Annotated in this window: 13 protein-coding genes; 10 read left to right on the forward strand and 3 right to left on the reverse strand. The window is 52.6% G+C overall.

The window, feature by feature from the left end; all coding sequences use genetic code 11:
* Positions 1-74: 74 nt before the first annotated feature.
* The 7 genes from lepA (at position 75) to acpS (ending at position 6,489) form a co-directional block, all read left to right on the forward strand.
* Positions 75-1,874, forward strand: a complete 1,800-nt coding sequence (lepA, locus tag H2P46_RS07780; RefSeq protein WP_193404572.1) for a translation elongation factor 4 — start codon at positions 75-77, stop codon at positions 1,872-1,874.
* A gap of 9 nt (positions 1,875-1,883) precedes the next feature.
* On the forward strand, positions 1,884-2,858 hold the full coding sequence (gene lepB, locus H2P46_RS07785; RefSeq protein ID WP_193404573.1) for a signal peptidase I: 975 nt from the start codon (positions 1,884-1,886) through the stop codon (positions 2,856-2,858).
* A 131-nt stretch (positions 2,859-2,989) separates the two neighbouring features.
* Positions 2,990-3,670: a ribonuclease III gene (gene rnc, locus H2P46_RS07790; protein WP_193404574.1), complete on the forward strand. Its 681-nt coding sequence runs from the start codon at positions 2,990-2,992 to the stop codon at positions 3,668-3,670.
* A complete protein-coding gene (gene era, locus H2P46_RS07795; RefSeq protein WP_193404575.1) occupies positions 3,667-4,572 on the forward strand; it encodes a GTPase Era in 906 nt (301 codons plus the stop codon). Before rnc ends, era begins: the two co-directional genes overlap by 4 nt.
* 4 nt (positions 4,573-4,576) lie before the next feature.
* On the forward strand, positions 4,577-5,305 hold the full coding sequence (recO, locus tag H2P46_RS07800) for a DNA repair protein RecO (RefSeq protein ID WP_193404576.1): 729 nt from the start codon (positions 4,577-4,579) through the stop codon (positions 5,303-5,305).
* Between the two features lie 72 nt (positions 5,306-5,377).
* Positions 5,378-6,109 carry a pyridoxine 5'-phosphate synthase gene (gene pdxJ, locus H2P46_RS07805; RefSeq protein WP_193404577.1) on the forward strand — a complete coding sequence of 244 codons (732 nt, stop codon included), beginning with the start codon at positions 5,378-5,380 and terminating at the stop codon, positions 6,107-6,109.
* Entirely contained in the window at positions 6,109-6,489 is a 381-nt protein-coding gene (acpS, locus tag H2P46_RS07810; RefSeq protein ID WP_193404578.1) for a holo-ACP synthase, read from the forward strand. The genes pdxJ and acpS overlap by 1 nt, the downstream gene beginning before the upstream one ends.
* Positions 6,490-6,491: 2 nt before the next feature.
* On the opposite strand, the gene H2P46_RS07815 is transcribed toward acpS, so the two are convergent.
* Positions 6,492-6,740: a YfhL family 4Fe-4S dicluster ferredoxin gene (locus H2P46_RS07815; protein ID WP_193404579.1), complete on the reverse strand. Its 249-nt coding sequence runs from the start codon at positions 6,738-6,740 to the stop codon at positions 6,492-6,494.
* A 54-nt stretch (positions 6,741-6,794) separates the two neighbouring features.
* On the reverse strand, positions 6,795-7,634 hold the full coding sequence (locus H2P46_RS07820) for a MurR/RpiR family transcriptional regulator (protein WP_193404580.1): 840 nt from the start codon (positions 7,632-7,634) through the stop codon (positions 6,795-6,797).
* Between the two features lie 157 nt (positions 7,635-7,791).
* On the opposite strand from H2P46_RS07820, the gene yfhb reads away from it, so the two are divergent.
* Positions 7,792-8,430 carry a phosphatidylglycerophosphatase C gene (yfhb, locus tag H2P46_RS07825; RefSeq protein WP_193404581.1) on the forward strand — a complete coding sequence of 213 codons (639 nt, stop codon included), beginning with the start codon at positions 7,792-7,794 and terminating at the stop codon, positions 8,428-8,430.
* Positions 8,431-8,496: 66 nt separating this feature from the next.
* Positions 8,497-8,991: a tRNA adenosine(34) deaminase TadA gene (gene tadA / locus H2P46_RS07830; protein WP_193404582.1), complete on the forward strand. Its 495-nt coding sequence runs from the start codon at positions 8,497-8,499 to the stop codon at positions 8,989-8,991.
* Here the strand turns inward: tadA and mltF are convergent.
* Positions 8,988-10,445: a membrane-bound lytic murein transglycosylase MltF gene (mltF, locus tag H2P46_RS07835; RefSeq protein WP_193404583.1), complete on the reverse strand. Its 1,458-nt coding sequence runs from the start codon at positions 10,443-10,445 to the stop codon at positions 8,988-8,990. The two genes, tadA and mltF, sit on opposite strands and share 4 nt — an antisense overlap.
* A gap of 269 nt (positions 10,446-10,714) precedes the next feature.
* Between mltF and purL the strand changes: the two genes are divergently transcribed.
* Positions 10,715-14,605: a phosphoribosylformylglycinamidine synthase gene (purL, locus tag H2P46_RS07840; RefSeq protein WP_193404584.1), complete on the forward strand. Its 3,891-nt coding sequence runs from the start codon at positions 10,715-10,717 to the stop codon at positions 14,603-14,605.
* The last annotated feature ends 234 nt before the right edge of the window (positions 14,606-14,839 follow it).

Below are 14,839 nucleotides of genomic sequence, written 5' to 3' on the forward strand. Positions count from 1 at the left end.
GTAAAGAGCGATCTTCCTGAATGTGTCTGTGCTCAGGTTTTCAACTGATTTTCTACGTGAAGATATTCATATAAATGAAGCACATCCGAAATTTCTCCATCATCGCGCACATTGACCACGGCAAATCGACGCTCTCTGACCGCTTGATTCAAATTTGTGGTGGCTTAACCGATCGCGAAATGGCTGCGCAGGTTCTGGATTCTATGGATCTGGAACGTGAGCGTGGTATTACCATTAAAGCGCAAAGCGTTACTCTCGATTATAAAGCGTTAAACGGCGAAACTTACCAGCTCAATTTCATTGATACCCCTGGACATGTAGACTTCTCTTATGAAGTTTCACGATCACTGGCTGCCTGCGAAGGAGCATTGCTGGTGGTAGATGCCGGACAGGGCGTAGAAGCGCAAACCCTGGCAAACTGCTATACAGCGATTGAGATGGATCTGGAAGTAGTGCCGGTCCTGAACAAAATTGACCTGCCGGCTGCTGACCCTGATCGGGCAGCCCAGGAAATCGAAGATATTGTCGGTATTGATGCGACTGATGCAGTGCGTTGCTCGGCAAAAACTGGCGTTGGCGTGCCGGAGGTGCTGGAGCGCCTGGTGCGCGACATTCCCGCACCAGAAGGCGATCCTGAAGCACCGCTTCAGGCATTAATTATTGATTCATGGTTCGATAACTATCTCGGTGTGGTGTCGTTGGTACGTATTAAAAACGGCACTATGCGTAAGGGTGACAAGATTAAAGTGCTCAGTACTGGTCAGGTGTATAACGCCGATCGGCTGGGTATTTTCACACCCAAGCAGGTTGATCGCACGCAATTGAACTGCGGCGAAGTAGGTTGGTTGGTCTGTGCGATTAAAGATATTCTCGGCGCACCAGTAGGGGATACTTTAACCGGCGCGCGTAATCCGGCAGATAAAGCCTTGCCGGGCTTCAAAAAAGTGAAGCCACAAGTTTACGCCGGTTTGTTCCCGGTCAGTTCTGATGATTACGAAGCCTTCCGTGATGCGCTGGGTAAGCTGAGCCTGAACGATGCTTCCCTGTTCTACGAGCCAGAAAGCTCCACTGCGCTGGGCTTTGGCTTCCGTTGTGGCTTCCTTGGTCTGTTGCACATGGAAATCATTCAGGAGCGTCTGGAGCGTGAATATGATCTTGATCTGATCACCACCGCACCTACGGTTGTTTACGAAGTGGAAACCACCAGCGGCGAAGTCATCTATGTTGACAGCCCGTCTAAACTGCCGCCGCTAAACGATATTGAAGAACTGCGTGAGCCAATCGCTGAATGTCACATGTTGCTGCCGCAGGAATATTTGGGCAACGTCATCACGCTTTGTATTGAGAAGCGCGGCGTGCAAACCAATATGGTTTATCACGGCAATCAGGTCGCTCTGACCTATGATATTCCGATGGCCGAAGTAGTGCTCGACTTCTTTGATCGTCTTAAATCAACGTCGCGCGGTTATGCTTCTTTGGATTACAACTTTAAATGTTTTCAAGCCTCTGACATGGTGCGCGTTGACGTTCTGATTAACTCTGAACGTGTTGATGCGCTGGCGTTGATTACCCACCGTGAAAATGCGCCTTATCGTGGCCGTGACCTGGTTGAGAAGATGAAAGAGCTCATTCCACGTCAGCAATTCGATATTGCGATTCAGGCGGCAATCGGCAACCACATTATTGCTCGTTCAACGGTTAAACAGTTGCGTAAAAACGTTCTCGCCAAGTGTTATGGCGGTGATGTTAGCCGTAAAAAAAAAATGTTGCAGAAACAGAAAGAAGGGAAGAAGCGAATGAAGCAGGGCGGGAACGTTGAGCTGCCGCAGGAAGCATTCCTTGCCATTCTGCATGTCGGTAAGGACAGCAAATAAGGACGCACAATGGCTAATATGTTCGCTCTGATTCTGGCGATAGCAACACTGATTACAGGCATTATCTGGTGTATTGATCGGTTTAAATGGGCACCTGCACGTCGCGCCCAACAAGCCGCAGCGCAGGCGCAGGCAGGCAGCACGCTAGACAGCAAAACGCTGGCAAAAGTGTCGCCTCAGCCAGGCTGGATTGAAACGGCAGCATCGGTTTTTCCGGTGCTTGCAGTGGTGTTCATCGTGCGTTCGTTTATCTACGAGCCATTCCAGATCCCTTCTGGATCAATGATGCCCACGCTGCTCATTGGCGATTTTATCCTGGTTGAGAAGTTTGCTTACGGCATTAAAGATCCGATCACGCAAACCACGTTAATTCCAACGGGTCAGCCGAAGCGCGGTGATATTGCGGTATTCAAATATCCGAAAGATCCAAGTCTGGACTACATTAAGCGTGTGATTGGTTTGCCAGGCGATAAAGTCACCTATGATCCGTACAGCAAAACGCTGACGGTGAATCCGGGCTGCAACCAGGGCAAAGCCTGTGTTACCGCCTTGCCGGTAACGTATACCGATGTGCAGCCAAGCAGCTTCATTCAGACCTTCAGCGGTTTCGATGGTAATGAAAGCGGTAGCGGTTTTTACCAGGTTCCGCAGGGGGAAACCATGCGCGGCGGTTTGCGTCTGGGTACGCGTAAGGAAACGATTGGCAATGTAACCCACGACATTCTGCTGGTGAATGAAGCGCAAAGTCAGGCTGGCATGTACTATCAACAGCCGGGCCAGTCGCAGGCAAGCTGGGTAGTGCCGCAAGGGCAATATTTCATGATGGGCGATAACCGGGATAATAGCGCCGACAGCCGCTACTGGGGCTTTGTTCCGGAACGGAATCTGGTCGGAAAAGCGGTTGCTATCTGGATGAGCTTTGATAAACAAGAAGGTCAGTGGCCGACCGGCGTTCGCCTGAGTCGAATTGGCGGCATTCACTGACAGTAAACGCCTGATCGCAAGGCAACCGGGTGACCTCCTGCTGGAGGTCACTGCACACCAAACAGAATGTGTTGGAAACTCAGCCCTGTTTGGTATGCAGAGTCACAGACGCAAAAAAGAACTGGAATCGCATGAACCCCATCTTGATTAACAAGCTTCAGCGCAAACTGGGCTACACTTTTACTCATCCGGAACTATTACAGCAAGCGCTTACACACCGTAGCGCCAGCAGTAAACACAACGAGCGACTTGAATTTCTCGGCGATTCTATTCTCAGCTATGTGATTGCAAATGCACTTTATCACCGTTTCCCCCGGGTGGATGAAGGGGACATGAGCCGCATGCGCGCCACGCTGGTTCGTGGCAATACGTTGGCTGAAATGGCGCGCGAGTTTGATTTAGGTGAATGCCTGCGTTTAGGTCCGGGCGAATTGAAAAGCGGCGGTTTTCGTCGTGAATCTATCCTGGCGGATACGGTAGAGGCGCTGATTGGCGGCATCTTCCTTGACAGTAGTATCCAGACGGTGGAACAACTGATCCTTGACTGGTATCAGACGCGTCTTGACGAAATCAGTCCGGGCGATAAGCAAAAAGATCCCAAAACGCGCCTGCAGGAGTATCTGCAAGGTCGCCATTTACCGTTACCAGGTTATTTAGTGGTACAGGTACGCGGCGAAGCGCACGATCAGGAATTCACCATTCATTGTCAAGTGAGTGGCATGGCTGAACCGGTGGTGGGCGTAGGCTCCAGCCGCCGTAAAGCAGAACAAGCAGCTGCTGAACAGGCACTGATTAAGTTAGGACTCGAATGAGCGAACATGTTACCTATTGCGGCTTTGTCGCAATTGTCGGCCGACCCAACGTCGGCAAATCCACTTTACTGAACCAGTTGCTGGGTCAGAAAGTATCGATCACCTCGCGTAAACCACAAACTACGCGCCATCGTATTATGGGGATCCATACTGAAGGCGAATATCAGGCGATCTACGTTGATACGCCTGGCCTGCATATGGAAGAGAAGCGTGCGATTAACCGCCTGATGAACCGTGCAGCCAGCAGCTCCATTGGCGACGTTGAGCTGGTGATTTTTGTTGTGGAAGGCACCCGCTGGACGCCCGATGACGAAATGGTGTTAGGCAAGCTGCGCGACGGCAAAGTGCCGGTGGTGCTAGCCGTCAATAAAGTGGATAACATTCAGGATAAAACTATCCTGCTTCCGCATTTGCAGTTTCTTAGTCAGCAGATGAATTTCCTCGATATTGTGCCGATTTCTGCCGAAAGCTGTAAAAATGTTGAGACGATTGCGGCAATCACGCGCAAGCATTTAAAGCAGGCTGAGCACCACTTCCCCGAAGATTATATTACCGATCGCTCGCAGCGCTTTATGGCGTCTGAAATTATTCGTGAGAAACTGATGCGTTTTCTCGGCGCTGAATTGCCTTATTCGGTTACCGTGGAAATTGAACGCTTCGTGACTAACGAGCGCGGAGGTTATGACATCAACGGCCTGATTCTGGTTGAGCGTGAAGGCCAGAAGAAGATGGTGATAGGCAATAAAGGCGCCAAGATCAAAACCATCGGCATTGAAGCCCGTAAAGATATGGAAGAGATGTTTGAAGCAAAAGTGCATCTTGAACTGTGGGTGAAGGTGAAATCCGGTTGGGCAGATGACGAACGTGCGCTGCGTAGCCTGGGTTATGTAGACGATCTCTGATTCGATGGAAGGCTGGCAACGCGCCTTTGTGCTGCATAGTCGCCCTTTCAGCGAAACCAGCCTGCTGCTCGACCTGTTTAGTGAAAGTCAGGGGCGGGTGCGGGTCCTTGCTAAAGGCGCACGCTCCCGACGTTCACAGCTCAAAGGTGCGCTTCAGCCGTTCACACCTTTGTTAGTGCGCTGGAGCGGGCGTGGCGAGGTTAAAACCCTGCGCAATGCTGAGGCGGTATCGCTGGCTTTACCGCTGCATGGCATCACGCTTTACTGTGGCCTGTACGTCAATGAACTGTTGTCACGCGTACTGGAGCAGGAAATCCCTTTCTCCGATCTCTTCTTCGATTATCTTCATTGTCTTCAGGATCTGGCGGCCAGCAGTGGATCACCGGAACCGGCATTGCGTCGCTTTGAGCTGGCGATGCTGGGCCATCTTGGTTATGGCATTGATTTTCTGCACTGCGCCGGCAGCGGCGCGCCTGTTGACGATGCCATGACCTACAGCTATCGCGAAGAAAAGGGATTCATCGCCAGTGTGGTGGTAAACCAGCGTAGCTTTACCGGCCGCCAGCTACGTGCGCTATGGGAACGAGACTTTCCAGATGCCGACTGCTTACGCGCTGCTAAGCGCTTTACCCGCATGGCGTTAAAGCCGTATCTTGGTGGCAAGCCGCTAAAAAGCCAGGAACTGTTTCGGCAGTTTATACCTAAAAAAAAGCCGGATGCGGCAAAGGATTAGCGCTAGTCGTACCGCATGTGATTACCCGCACGGTACACTCATTATTTCGACCTAAAAGAGTTGAGGATTGTCATGGCTGAGTTACTGTTAGGGGTCAACATTGACCATATCGCCACGGTGCGTAACGCGCGCGGCACGTATTATCCCGACCCGGTGCAGGCAGCATTTATTGCCGAGCAGGCAGGTGCCGATGGCATCACCGTACATTTGCGTGAGGATCGCCGTCATATTACCGATCGCGACGTGCGTATCCTGCTCGATACCATCCAGACGCGCATGAATCTGGAAATGGCCGTGACTGACGAAATGATTGGCATTGCCTGCGAAATCAAACCCCATTTCTGCTGTCTGGTGCCAGAAAAGCGCCAGGAAGTGACGACTGAAGGCGGGCTGGATGTGGCCGGGCAGCAGGACAAGCTCAACGCCGCAGTCAGGCTGCTGAGTGAGGCCGGAATTTTGGTTTCGCTGTTTATCGATGCCGATCATCGTCAAATTGAAGCAGCCGTTGCCAGCGGCGCACCCTATATTGAAATTCATACCGGTGCCTACGCTGAAGCGCCAGAAGGTTTAGCACGTGACGCGGCATTTGAACGCATCCGTAAAGCGGCGAGTTTTGCCAACAGTCTGGGTTTGAAAGTGAATGCCGGACACGGCCTGACGTATCACAATGTGTTACCCATTGCAGCGTTACCGGAAATGCATGAACTGAACATTGGTCACGCCATTATTGGCCGTGCTGTGATGTGCGGCCTGTCTGATGCCGTTAAAGAGATGAAGCAGCTGATGCGAGAAGCACGCCGCTAATGGCTATTCTTGGGCTAGGCACTGACATCGTAGAAATCGAACGCATCGCTGGCGTGCTCGAACGCTCCGGCGATCGTTTAGCGCGTCGGGTCCTGAGCGAGGCCGAATGGCAACAATATCAGGCTCACCAGCAGCCGGTACGTTTCCTGGCGAAGCGGTTTGCAGTAAAAGAAGCCGCAGCGAAGGCTTTTGGCACCGGGATTCGTGGTGGCCTGGCGTTTAACCAGTTTGAAGTATTTAATGACGAGCTGGGGAAACCGGGGCTTCGTTTTTTCCAGCATGCTGCTGATGTCGCGCAGCAGTTAGGGGTAAAAACCGTTCATGTTACGCTGGCAGATGAGCGGCATTATGCTTGCGCCACGGTCATTATCGAAAGTTAACCTTAACCGTGCAGCTCGACAAATTTCTCCCACAGCGCATCGCGTGATTCGATGTGCTGTGGATCGATGATAATGGTGGTATCAATGGGGCAGACGCTTTGACAGGTCGGCGCAGCATAATGCCCGATACACTCCGTGCAGCGGCTGGTATCAATTTCATAAAGCCTGTCACCCAGCGAAATAGCCTGATTTGGGCATTCCGGCTCACACATATCGCAATTAATACATTTGGCCGTAATTAACAGCGCCATAAAATCCTCTGATAACAACAGAAAAAGCGCGGGTATTATACGCGCAGAAACTGCTCAGACCAGCTTTTTCACCAGGGCTTCGCTGTGGCGGATATGGCTCGACGCACGTTCGGGATCATTTTGTATCAGCGCCATAAACAGCAGATCGGTTAACGCCAGTTGCGCAGTGGTAGATGAAATTGCGGCGCTACGCGTGCTTTGCTCTTCCGCCACGGTATAAAGACAGTGTGTTGCACGCTGTTGCAGGGTATTTGGTGTGAAGCCGGTAAAGGCTAACACGCTTGCGCCAACGCTTGCCGCTTCCTGGGCCGCCAGATTAATCTCGCGCCGCTCGCCGGTGTATGAGATCGCCAGTAATACGTCGCCGGGTCCCATCGCCTGAACGCTCGCCAGCAAGGCATGCATATCCTGCTCAGCCACCGCGTTAATACCAATTTTCATCAGCTTCCAGGAGAAGTCTTTTGCCACCAGACCTGACGCGCCAATGCCAACCAGCAGGATGCGCCGGGCGTTTTTCAGCAGCAGCAAGACGTCATTGAGTTTTTTTTCGCTGTTAATATCCAGTGTCGCCCGAATAGCGGAAAGCTTTTCGGTCAGTAATTTCTCACCTACGGTTTTCAGCGGATCGTCACTTAATATGTGGTTGTGCACGGTAATCGCATCCTTGTCTGCCAGCGATTCACTCAAGGCTAATTTCAGCGCCGGAAAGCCTTTGTAACCGAGCTTCTGGGCAAACTTCACGACGCCAGACTGGCTAATCCCGGCTTCTTCTGCCAGCTTCTGTGAACTCAGATGCCGCGCCCTGTCCGGTTGCGATAGCAAAAAATCGGCCAGGCGGCGCTCATTTAGCGCCAGGCGGGGATAAAGCTGGCGAATACGCAACAAGGCGCTCATGCCCAATCCTCTTGGTTTTAATGATTATTTCGCGAAGAATAAACTATTCATTGAGCATTGTAGACACTGGAATTAAAAATGAGAGTCGTCGCCGCGTCGTCTGATGATGGCTACAATGAAGGCAGATAAGGCAAAAATCAGCGAAAAGGAGAGTGGCTTGACCAAAGGTACACAACGTCGCGTGGTGTTTTTTGACCTGGATGGTACGCTGCATCAACAGGATATGTTCGGCACCTTTATGCGTTATTTGCTACGGCGTAAACCGCTCAATTTGCTGTTAATGGTGCCGCTACTGCCGGTAGTCGGGCTGGGATTATTGCTTAAAGGCCGGGCGGCACGCTGGCCGATGAGCCTGCTGCTGTGGTCAATTACGTTTGGTCGCTCTGAACGCACCTTATTACAGCTGGAAGCGGAATTCGCGCAGTGGTTTCGCCTGCGGGTAAGGGCTTTTCCGGTGGTCCAGCAACGTTTGACCGATTATCTCAATAGCGATGATGCCGACGTCTGGTTAATTACCGGATCGCCGCAGGCGCTGGTCGAACAGGTTTATTATGATTCTGCTTTTTTGCCGCGCGTGAAACTGATCGCCAGTCAAATGCAACGTGGGGCAGGAGGGCGCATACTCGCGATGCGTTGTCTTGGTCATGAAAAAGTGGCGCAGCTGGAAGAAAAAATTGGCACGCCGCTGCAGTTGTACAGCGGTTACAGCGACAGCAAACAAGATAACCCGCTACTGTTTTTCTGTCAGCACCGCTGGCGTGTGACGCCAGGCGGTGAACTGCAACAGCTGGAATAAGCCGCTTCGAATCGGGCGAAGAGATCGCTATAATGCGCCGCTTTTCTGTAGTCGGGAGTCGCCAGGGTGGACCAACAACAACATGAATACTGGATGCGTCATGCGCTTGGGTTGGCGCGTCTGGCCTGGGAGCAGGGTGAAGTCCCGGTTGGCGCGGTGCTGGTACAGGGCGATCGCGTAATTGGTGAGGGCTGGAATCGACCGATTGGGCAACACGATCCGACTGCCCACGCCGAAATCATGGCGCTGCGACAGGGTGGAGAAGTGCTGGAGAATTATCGTCTGCTTGATACCACGCTTTATGTCACGCTGGAACCCTGCGTGATGTGTGCGGGCGCAATGGTGCATAGCCGTATCACGCGTCTGGTTTTTGGTGCGCATGACGAGAAAACCGGCGCGGCAGGCTCGCTGATAGATGTGCTGGGTCATCCAGGCATGAACCATCAAATTGAGCGGGTCAGCGGCGTACTGGCTGAAGAGTGTGCGGGCATGTTGAGTGACTTTTTCCGCATGCGGCGCGAGCAGAAAAAAGCGCAGCGTCAGGCCCTGCGCGAGCTTTAATTCATTGCAATTTTTGGCTCAACCGCCGGATAACCTCTGCCCAGCTCTGCTTCTAACGCTGCCTGTCGGGCAATACGCTTATCCTGTTCCTGCAAATAGCCCACCAGGCTTATCTGATATTTACGGATATTTTCAACATAGTTATAGGCTTCGTGGCCGCGTGCGTAGCCGTAAGTCGTCTGCGTGTAATAACGCTTCTGGCTTAGCATCGGTAAGCGCAGCTTTACATCGGCCCAGCTGTCTGGATTGCTGCCTTGCCTGGCGGTGAGCTTGCGCGCATCCAGCATATGCGCATAACCCATGTTATACGCCGCCAGCGCAAACCAAATGCGCTCCTCTTCAGGAATGGTTGGCGGCACTTTTTCCATCATACGCTGTAAATATTCGCTGCCGCCGCGAATGCTTTGTTCGGCATCGGTACGATCAGCAACCTTCAGGCTATCGGCGGTATTTCGCGTCAACATCATCATACCGCGCACGCCGGTAGGCGAAGTGGCTTGCGGATTCCAGTGCGATTCCTGATAAGAAATAGCGGCTAATAAGCGCCAGTCAATGCCGCTGGCATATTTTTCAAACAGCGGTTTGATGTCCGGTAAGGTGCTGTCGATAGCACGTAAAAAAGTACGAGTATCAACATAATCGAAAGTGCCTACGTGACCGAGGTATTTCTCATCCAGTCGTGCCATCGCCCCTTCTTCGCCCATACCATTAAAGAAATCGAGCATCGCAGCATTCAGGCTGCCATCTTCACTGTGGGGCAGATACCAGGTCACAGGTACTTCATCGGTCACGTCAAAAGCCACCGCCAGCTGCGGATGAATACGCTGGAGCAGCGCAATCGTCACTGAATCGCCAATGGTATAATCAAGTTTGCCATCGGCCACTGCTTCCAGTAGCGCTTTTGGGTTCTGATCGGTAGAGATAGCCCAATCGAGATTAGAATACTGTTTAGATTTGGCATTTTTTAATGTCGATAAATAGGCTGAGCCCGAGGCAACCGTTAACCGCCCATTCAAATCACCAAGGTTTTTAGGGCGTGGTTTGTTCACGCGATACACCAGCTGCTGCGACACATTGTAGTAACCTGGCCCGGTTTGATAACGCGCCAGACGTTCGCTGTTGTAGATCAGTCCTGCAGCCAGCAAATCCGCTTTGCCATCATCAAGGTCGTCAAACAGGTCGCTGAGATTAGGACGGACAGTGATTTTCAGCTTTACGCCCAGATAATCGGCGAAGCGCTTCGCCAGCTCATAATCCATCCCGGCTGGAGATTTATTGATGGTGTAGTAAGTCAGCGGGGAATTAATGGTGCTGATACGCAACACTCCCCGTGATTTAATCCGTGAGATCGCGTCTTGTCCACCGCCATACCAGGGGATGGACGGCCATAAAGCCAGTGCTAACAGTACGGCAACCAGACCGATAAACAGATAATTAAATTTAAAGCGTTTCAAATAGTTATCTCTCGATGGCTCTAAGGCCCCTGTCTTTTACAGGCAATATTGATCTTTTTTGAACTCCCAGAGCGAGGGCATTTTGCGCAACAAAGCGAAGCAGAGCAACTCATAAAGCAATTTCTGTGCAAAATTCAGGCAAATCCGGGGGGGCCATAAATTTTGCGCAAACGGTTTCGTCGCGAGTGCTGTTTCTCTATAATACGCCCCGTTTTCCCTGTTGCGCCCAATGAAGCGTCGCCCGGCGCTTCGAAGACGAGAGATCTTTAATGATGGAAATTCTGCGTGGTTCGCCCGCCCTGTCGGCTTTTCGTGTAAACAAACTGCTGACCCGCTTTCAGGAAGCTCATCTACCGGTGAGTGATATTTACGCTGAGTACGTCCATTTTGCCGATGTCAGCACGCCGCTGAGCGCCGATGAAAAAGCCCGCCTGCAGCGCCTGCTTAAATACGGTCCTTCTCTCGCTGAATACGCGCCGCAAGGGCGTCTGCTGCTGGTTACGCCACGTCCAGGCACCCTTTCGCCCTGGTCATCAAAAGCGACCGACATCGCCCATAACTGTGGTTTACCACAGGTGCGTCGCCTTGAGCGCGGTATGGCCTTCTATATTGATGCACCACAGCTAACGGACGCGCAGTGGCAAACCCTGGCCGCATTACTGCATGATCGCATGGTGGAAACCGTGTATAGCGATCTGGCACAGGCTGAACAGCTGTTTGTCCGTCATGAGCCGCAGCCGGTAAAAAGTATTGATATATTGCGTGAAGGTCGTCAGGCATTGGTTCAGGCAAACATCAGCCTGGGCCTGGCATTAGCTGAAGACGAAATTGACTATCTGCTCGATGCCTTCACCAAACTGGGTCGCAACCCGAATGACATCGAACTGTACATGTTCGCGCAGGCCAACTCAGAACACTGTCGTCACAAGATTTTTAACGCCGACTGGATTATCGATGGTGAAAAACAGCCGAAGTCGCTGTTCAAAATGATCAAAAACACCTTTGAGCAGACGCCAGATTACGTGCTGTCCGCTTATAAAGACAATGCCGCAGTGATGGAAGGTTCTGAAGTCGGCCGCTTCTTCGCTGACGCGGATAAAGGTGAATATGCATACCATCAGGAAGCCGCACATATCCTGATGAAAGTCGAAACGCATAACCATCCAACCGCAATTTCCCCATGGCCTGGGGCATCAACCGGTTCCGGTGGCGAAATTCGTGACGAAGGCGCAACCGGACGTGGCGCCAAACCGAAAGCCGGTTTAGTGGGCTTCTCCGTCTCTAACCTGCGTATTCCCGGCTTCGGGCAGCCGTGGGAAGAGGATTTCGGCAAGCCTGAACGTATTGTTAGCGCACTGGACATCATGACCGAAGGGCCTTTAGGCGGCGCAGCGTTTAACAACGAATTTGGTCGCCCGGCGTTAAACGGCTATTTCCGGACTTATGAAGAGCGGGTTAACAGCCATAACGGTGAGGAGCTGCGCGGTTATCACAAACCGATCATGCTGGCGGGGGGCATTGGTAATATCCGTGCCGATCACGTACAGAAAGGGGAAATCAGCGTCGGGGCCAGGCTAATTGTGCTGGGTGGGCCGGCGATGAATATTGGGCTGGGCGGCGGCGCGGCGTCGTCTATGGCATCCGGTCAGTCTGACGCCGATCTTGATTTTGCATCAGTACAACGTGACAACCCTGAAATGGAACGTCGTTGCCAGGAAGTGATCGACCGCTGCTGGCAGCTCGGTGATGACAACCCCATTTTATTTATCCATGACGTTGGCGCGGGCGGGCTTTCCAATGCCATGCCAGAACTGGTCAGCGATGGTGGCCGTGGTGGTCGTTTTAACCTGCGCGATATTCTCAGCGACGAGCCAGGTATGAGCCCGCTGGAAGTGTGGTGTAACGAATCGCAAGAGCGTTATGTCATGGCTGTTTCGCCAGAAAAACTGGCTGAGTTTGATGCCATTTGCCAGCGTGAGCGTGCTCCGTATGCGGTGATTGGTGAAGCGACAGAGGCGTTGCATCTGAGCCTGACGGACAGCCATTTCGACAACAATCCAATCGACATGCCGCTGGATGTGCTGTTGGGAAAAACGCCAAAAATGACGCGTAATGTGGTGAAGCAGCGCGCACAAGGTACGGCGTTACAGCGCGACGGTATCACATTGGCTGATGCGGTAAATCGTGTGTTGCATTTGCCAGCCGTGGCTGAAAAAACTTTCCTGGTGACCATCGGGGATCGTAGCGTTACCGGCATGGTCGCGCGCGATCAGATGGTCGGACCGTGGCAGATTCCGGTTGCCAACTGTGCGGTCACTACTGCCAGCCTCGGCAGCTATTACGGTGAAGCCTTCGCACTCGGCGAACGTGCGCCTGTTGCATTGCTGGACTTTGCCGCTTCCGGGCGCCTGGCGGTCGGTGAAGCACTCACTAACCTGGCAGCGACGCAGATCGGCTCATTAAAGCGGGTGAAGCTGTCGGCCAACTGGATGTCTGCTGCGGGCCATCCGGGTGAGGATGCTGGTTTGTATGAGGCGGTGAAAGCTGTGGGCGAAGAACTGTGTCCAGCGCTGGGTATCACTATTCCGGTGGGTAAAGACTCAATGTCGATGAAAACCCGCTGGCAGCAAGGCACCGGGCAACGCGAAATGACCTCGCCGCTGTCGCTGGTTATTACCGCATTTGCTCGTGTGGAAGATGTCCGTCGCACCGTAACGCCACAGTTACAGGCCGATCAGGAAAACTTACTGCTGCTGATCGACCTGGGTAATGGTGCGAACACGCTGGGCGCAACAGCACTGTCGCAGGTTTATCGCCAGTTAGGTGACAAACCCGCCGACGTGCGCGATGCACAACAGTTGGCTGGCTTCTTCAATGCTATCCAGGCGCTGGTGGCCGGGCAGAAACTGCTGGCGTACCACGATCGTTCAGACGGAGGTTTACTGGTAACGCTGGCAGAGATGGCGTTTACCGGTCATTGTGGCATAGACGTTGATATTGCCGCTCTGGGCAGCGATGCACTGGCCGCTTTGTTTAGCGAAGAGCTGGGCGCGGTGATCCAAATCAATGCTGCCGATCGTGCACGGGTTGAGACGATTCTTGCTGACCATGGTTTAGCTGCATGTAGTCATGTGCTGGGCAGTGCGCAACCAGGCGATCGTTTCGTTATTCGTTCCGGCGATAGCGCGGTGTACAGCGAAAGCCGTACCACGTTGCGTACCTGGTGGGCAGAAACCACCTGGCAAATGCAGCGCCTGCGTGACAACCCCGCTTGTGCCGATCAGGAGCATGAGGCTAAGAAAAATGACAGCGATCCCGGCCTGAATGTTCATCTGACATTCAAACCGGAAGAAGACGTTGCCGCGCCAATGATTGCCTGTGGTGCGCGTCCCCGTGTTGCGGTGTTGCGTGAGCAAGGCGTCAACTCGCACGTTGAAATGGCGGCGGCCTTTGATCGCGCCGGTTTCACTGCGGTTGACGTACACATGAGCGATCTGCTGGCCGGTCGTCGCGGTCTGGAAGAGTTCCAGGCATTAGCGGCATGTGGCGGTTTCTCCTACGGAGATGTATTAGGAGCGGGGGAAGGGTGGGCGAAATCCATTCTTTTCAATCCACGCGTTCGTGATGAGTTTGAGCAATTCTTCCATCGTCCACAGACCCTGGCGCTGGGCGTGTGTAACGGCTGCCAGATGATGTCCAACCTGCGCGAATTAATTCCGGGCAGCGACTTGTGGCCGCGTTTTGTGCGTAATCAGTCAGAGCGTTTTGAAGCACGCTCTAGCCTGGTTGAAGTCGCTGCAAGCCCATCGCTGCTGTTAGAAGGCATGGTCGGTTCTTATATGCCGATCGCGGTCTCGCATGGGGAAGGTTTTGTTGAAGTGCGTGATGGTGCGCATCTTGCGGCACTGGAGGCGAAGGGACTGGTTGCGCTGCGCTTTGTTGATAACTTCGGCAAGGTGACAGAAACTTACCCGGCTAACCCGAACGGTTCACCGAATGGCATCACCGCTGTAACAAACGAAAGCGGCCGGGTGACGATCATGATGCCGCACCCGGAACGCGTGTTCCGCACGGTGAGCAACTCATGGCATCCGGCAGAGTGGGGCGAAGACAGTCCGTGGATGCGTATTTTCCGTAATGCGCGTAAGCAGCTGGGTTAAAGATAAAAACCAGATAAAACAAGGAGGCAGCGATGCCTCCTTGTTTACGTTGGTGATTGTTGGGAAAAGACGACAATCATCTTACTTATATGTCTCTAAAAAGAGACGTTTATTTGACTGATTTTTAATGTTTTTGTTTTTTCTGGCCTTAAGTGTTGGTCATTGGCGACACTATTTCAGACCAAACGGTATAATCGGCTGCTACGCGCTGCTCTTGTTTAAGCAATTTTCTGA

Source organism: Mixta mediterraneensis, from assembly GCF_014946725.1.
GTDB lineage: Bacteria > Pseudomonadota > Gammaproteobacteria > Enterobacterales > Enterobacteriaceae > Pantoea > Pantoea mediterraneensis.

Excerpts from the sequence above, each read along its gene's own strand:
- lepA (WP_193404572.1), top strand. The coding sequence starts at position 75 with ATGAAGCACATCCGAAATTTCTCCATCATCGCGCACATTGACCACGGC.
- lepB (WP_193404573.1), top strand. The coding sequence starts at position 1,884 with ATGGCTAATATGTTCGCTCTGATTCTGGCGATAGCAACACTGATTACA.
- rnc (WP_193404574.1), top strand. The coding sequence starts at position 2,990 with ATGAACCCCATCTTGATTAACAAGCTTCAGCGCAAACTGGGCTACACT.
- era (WP_193404575.1), top strand. The coding sequence starts at position 3,667 with ATGAGCGAACATGTTACCTATTGCGGCTTTGTCGCAATTGTCGGCCGA.
- recO (WP_193404576.1), top strand. The coding sequence starts at position 4,577 with ATGGAAGGCTGGCAACGCGCCTTTGTGCTGCATAGTCGCCCTTTCAGC.
- pdxJ (WP_193404577.1), top strand. The coding sequence starts at position 5,378 with ATGGCTGAGTTACTGTTAGGGGTCAACATTGACCATATCGCCACGGTG.
- acpS (WP_193404578.1), top strand. The coding sequence starts at position 6,109 with ATGGCTATTCTTGGGCTAGGCACTGACATCGTAGAAATCGAACGCATC.
- H2P46_RS07815 (WP_193404579.1), bottom strand. The coding sequence starts at position 6,740 with ATGGCGCTGTTAATTACGGCCAAATGTATTAATTGCGATATGTGTGAG.
- H2P46_RS07820 (WP_193404580.1), bottom strand. The coding sequence starts at position 7,634 with ATGAGCGCCTTGTTGCGTATTCGCCAGCTTTATCCCCGCCTGGCGCTA.
- purL (WP_193404584.1), top strand. The coding sequence starts at position 10,715 with ATGATGGAAATTCTGCGTGGTTCGCCCGCCCTGTCGGCTTTTCGTGTA.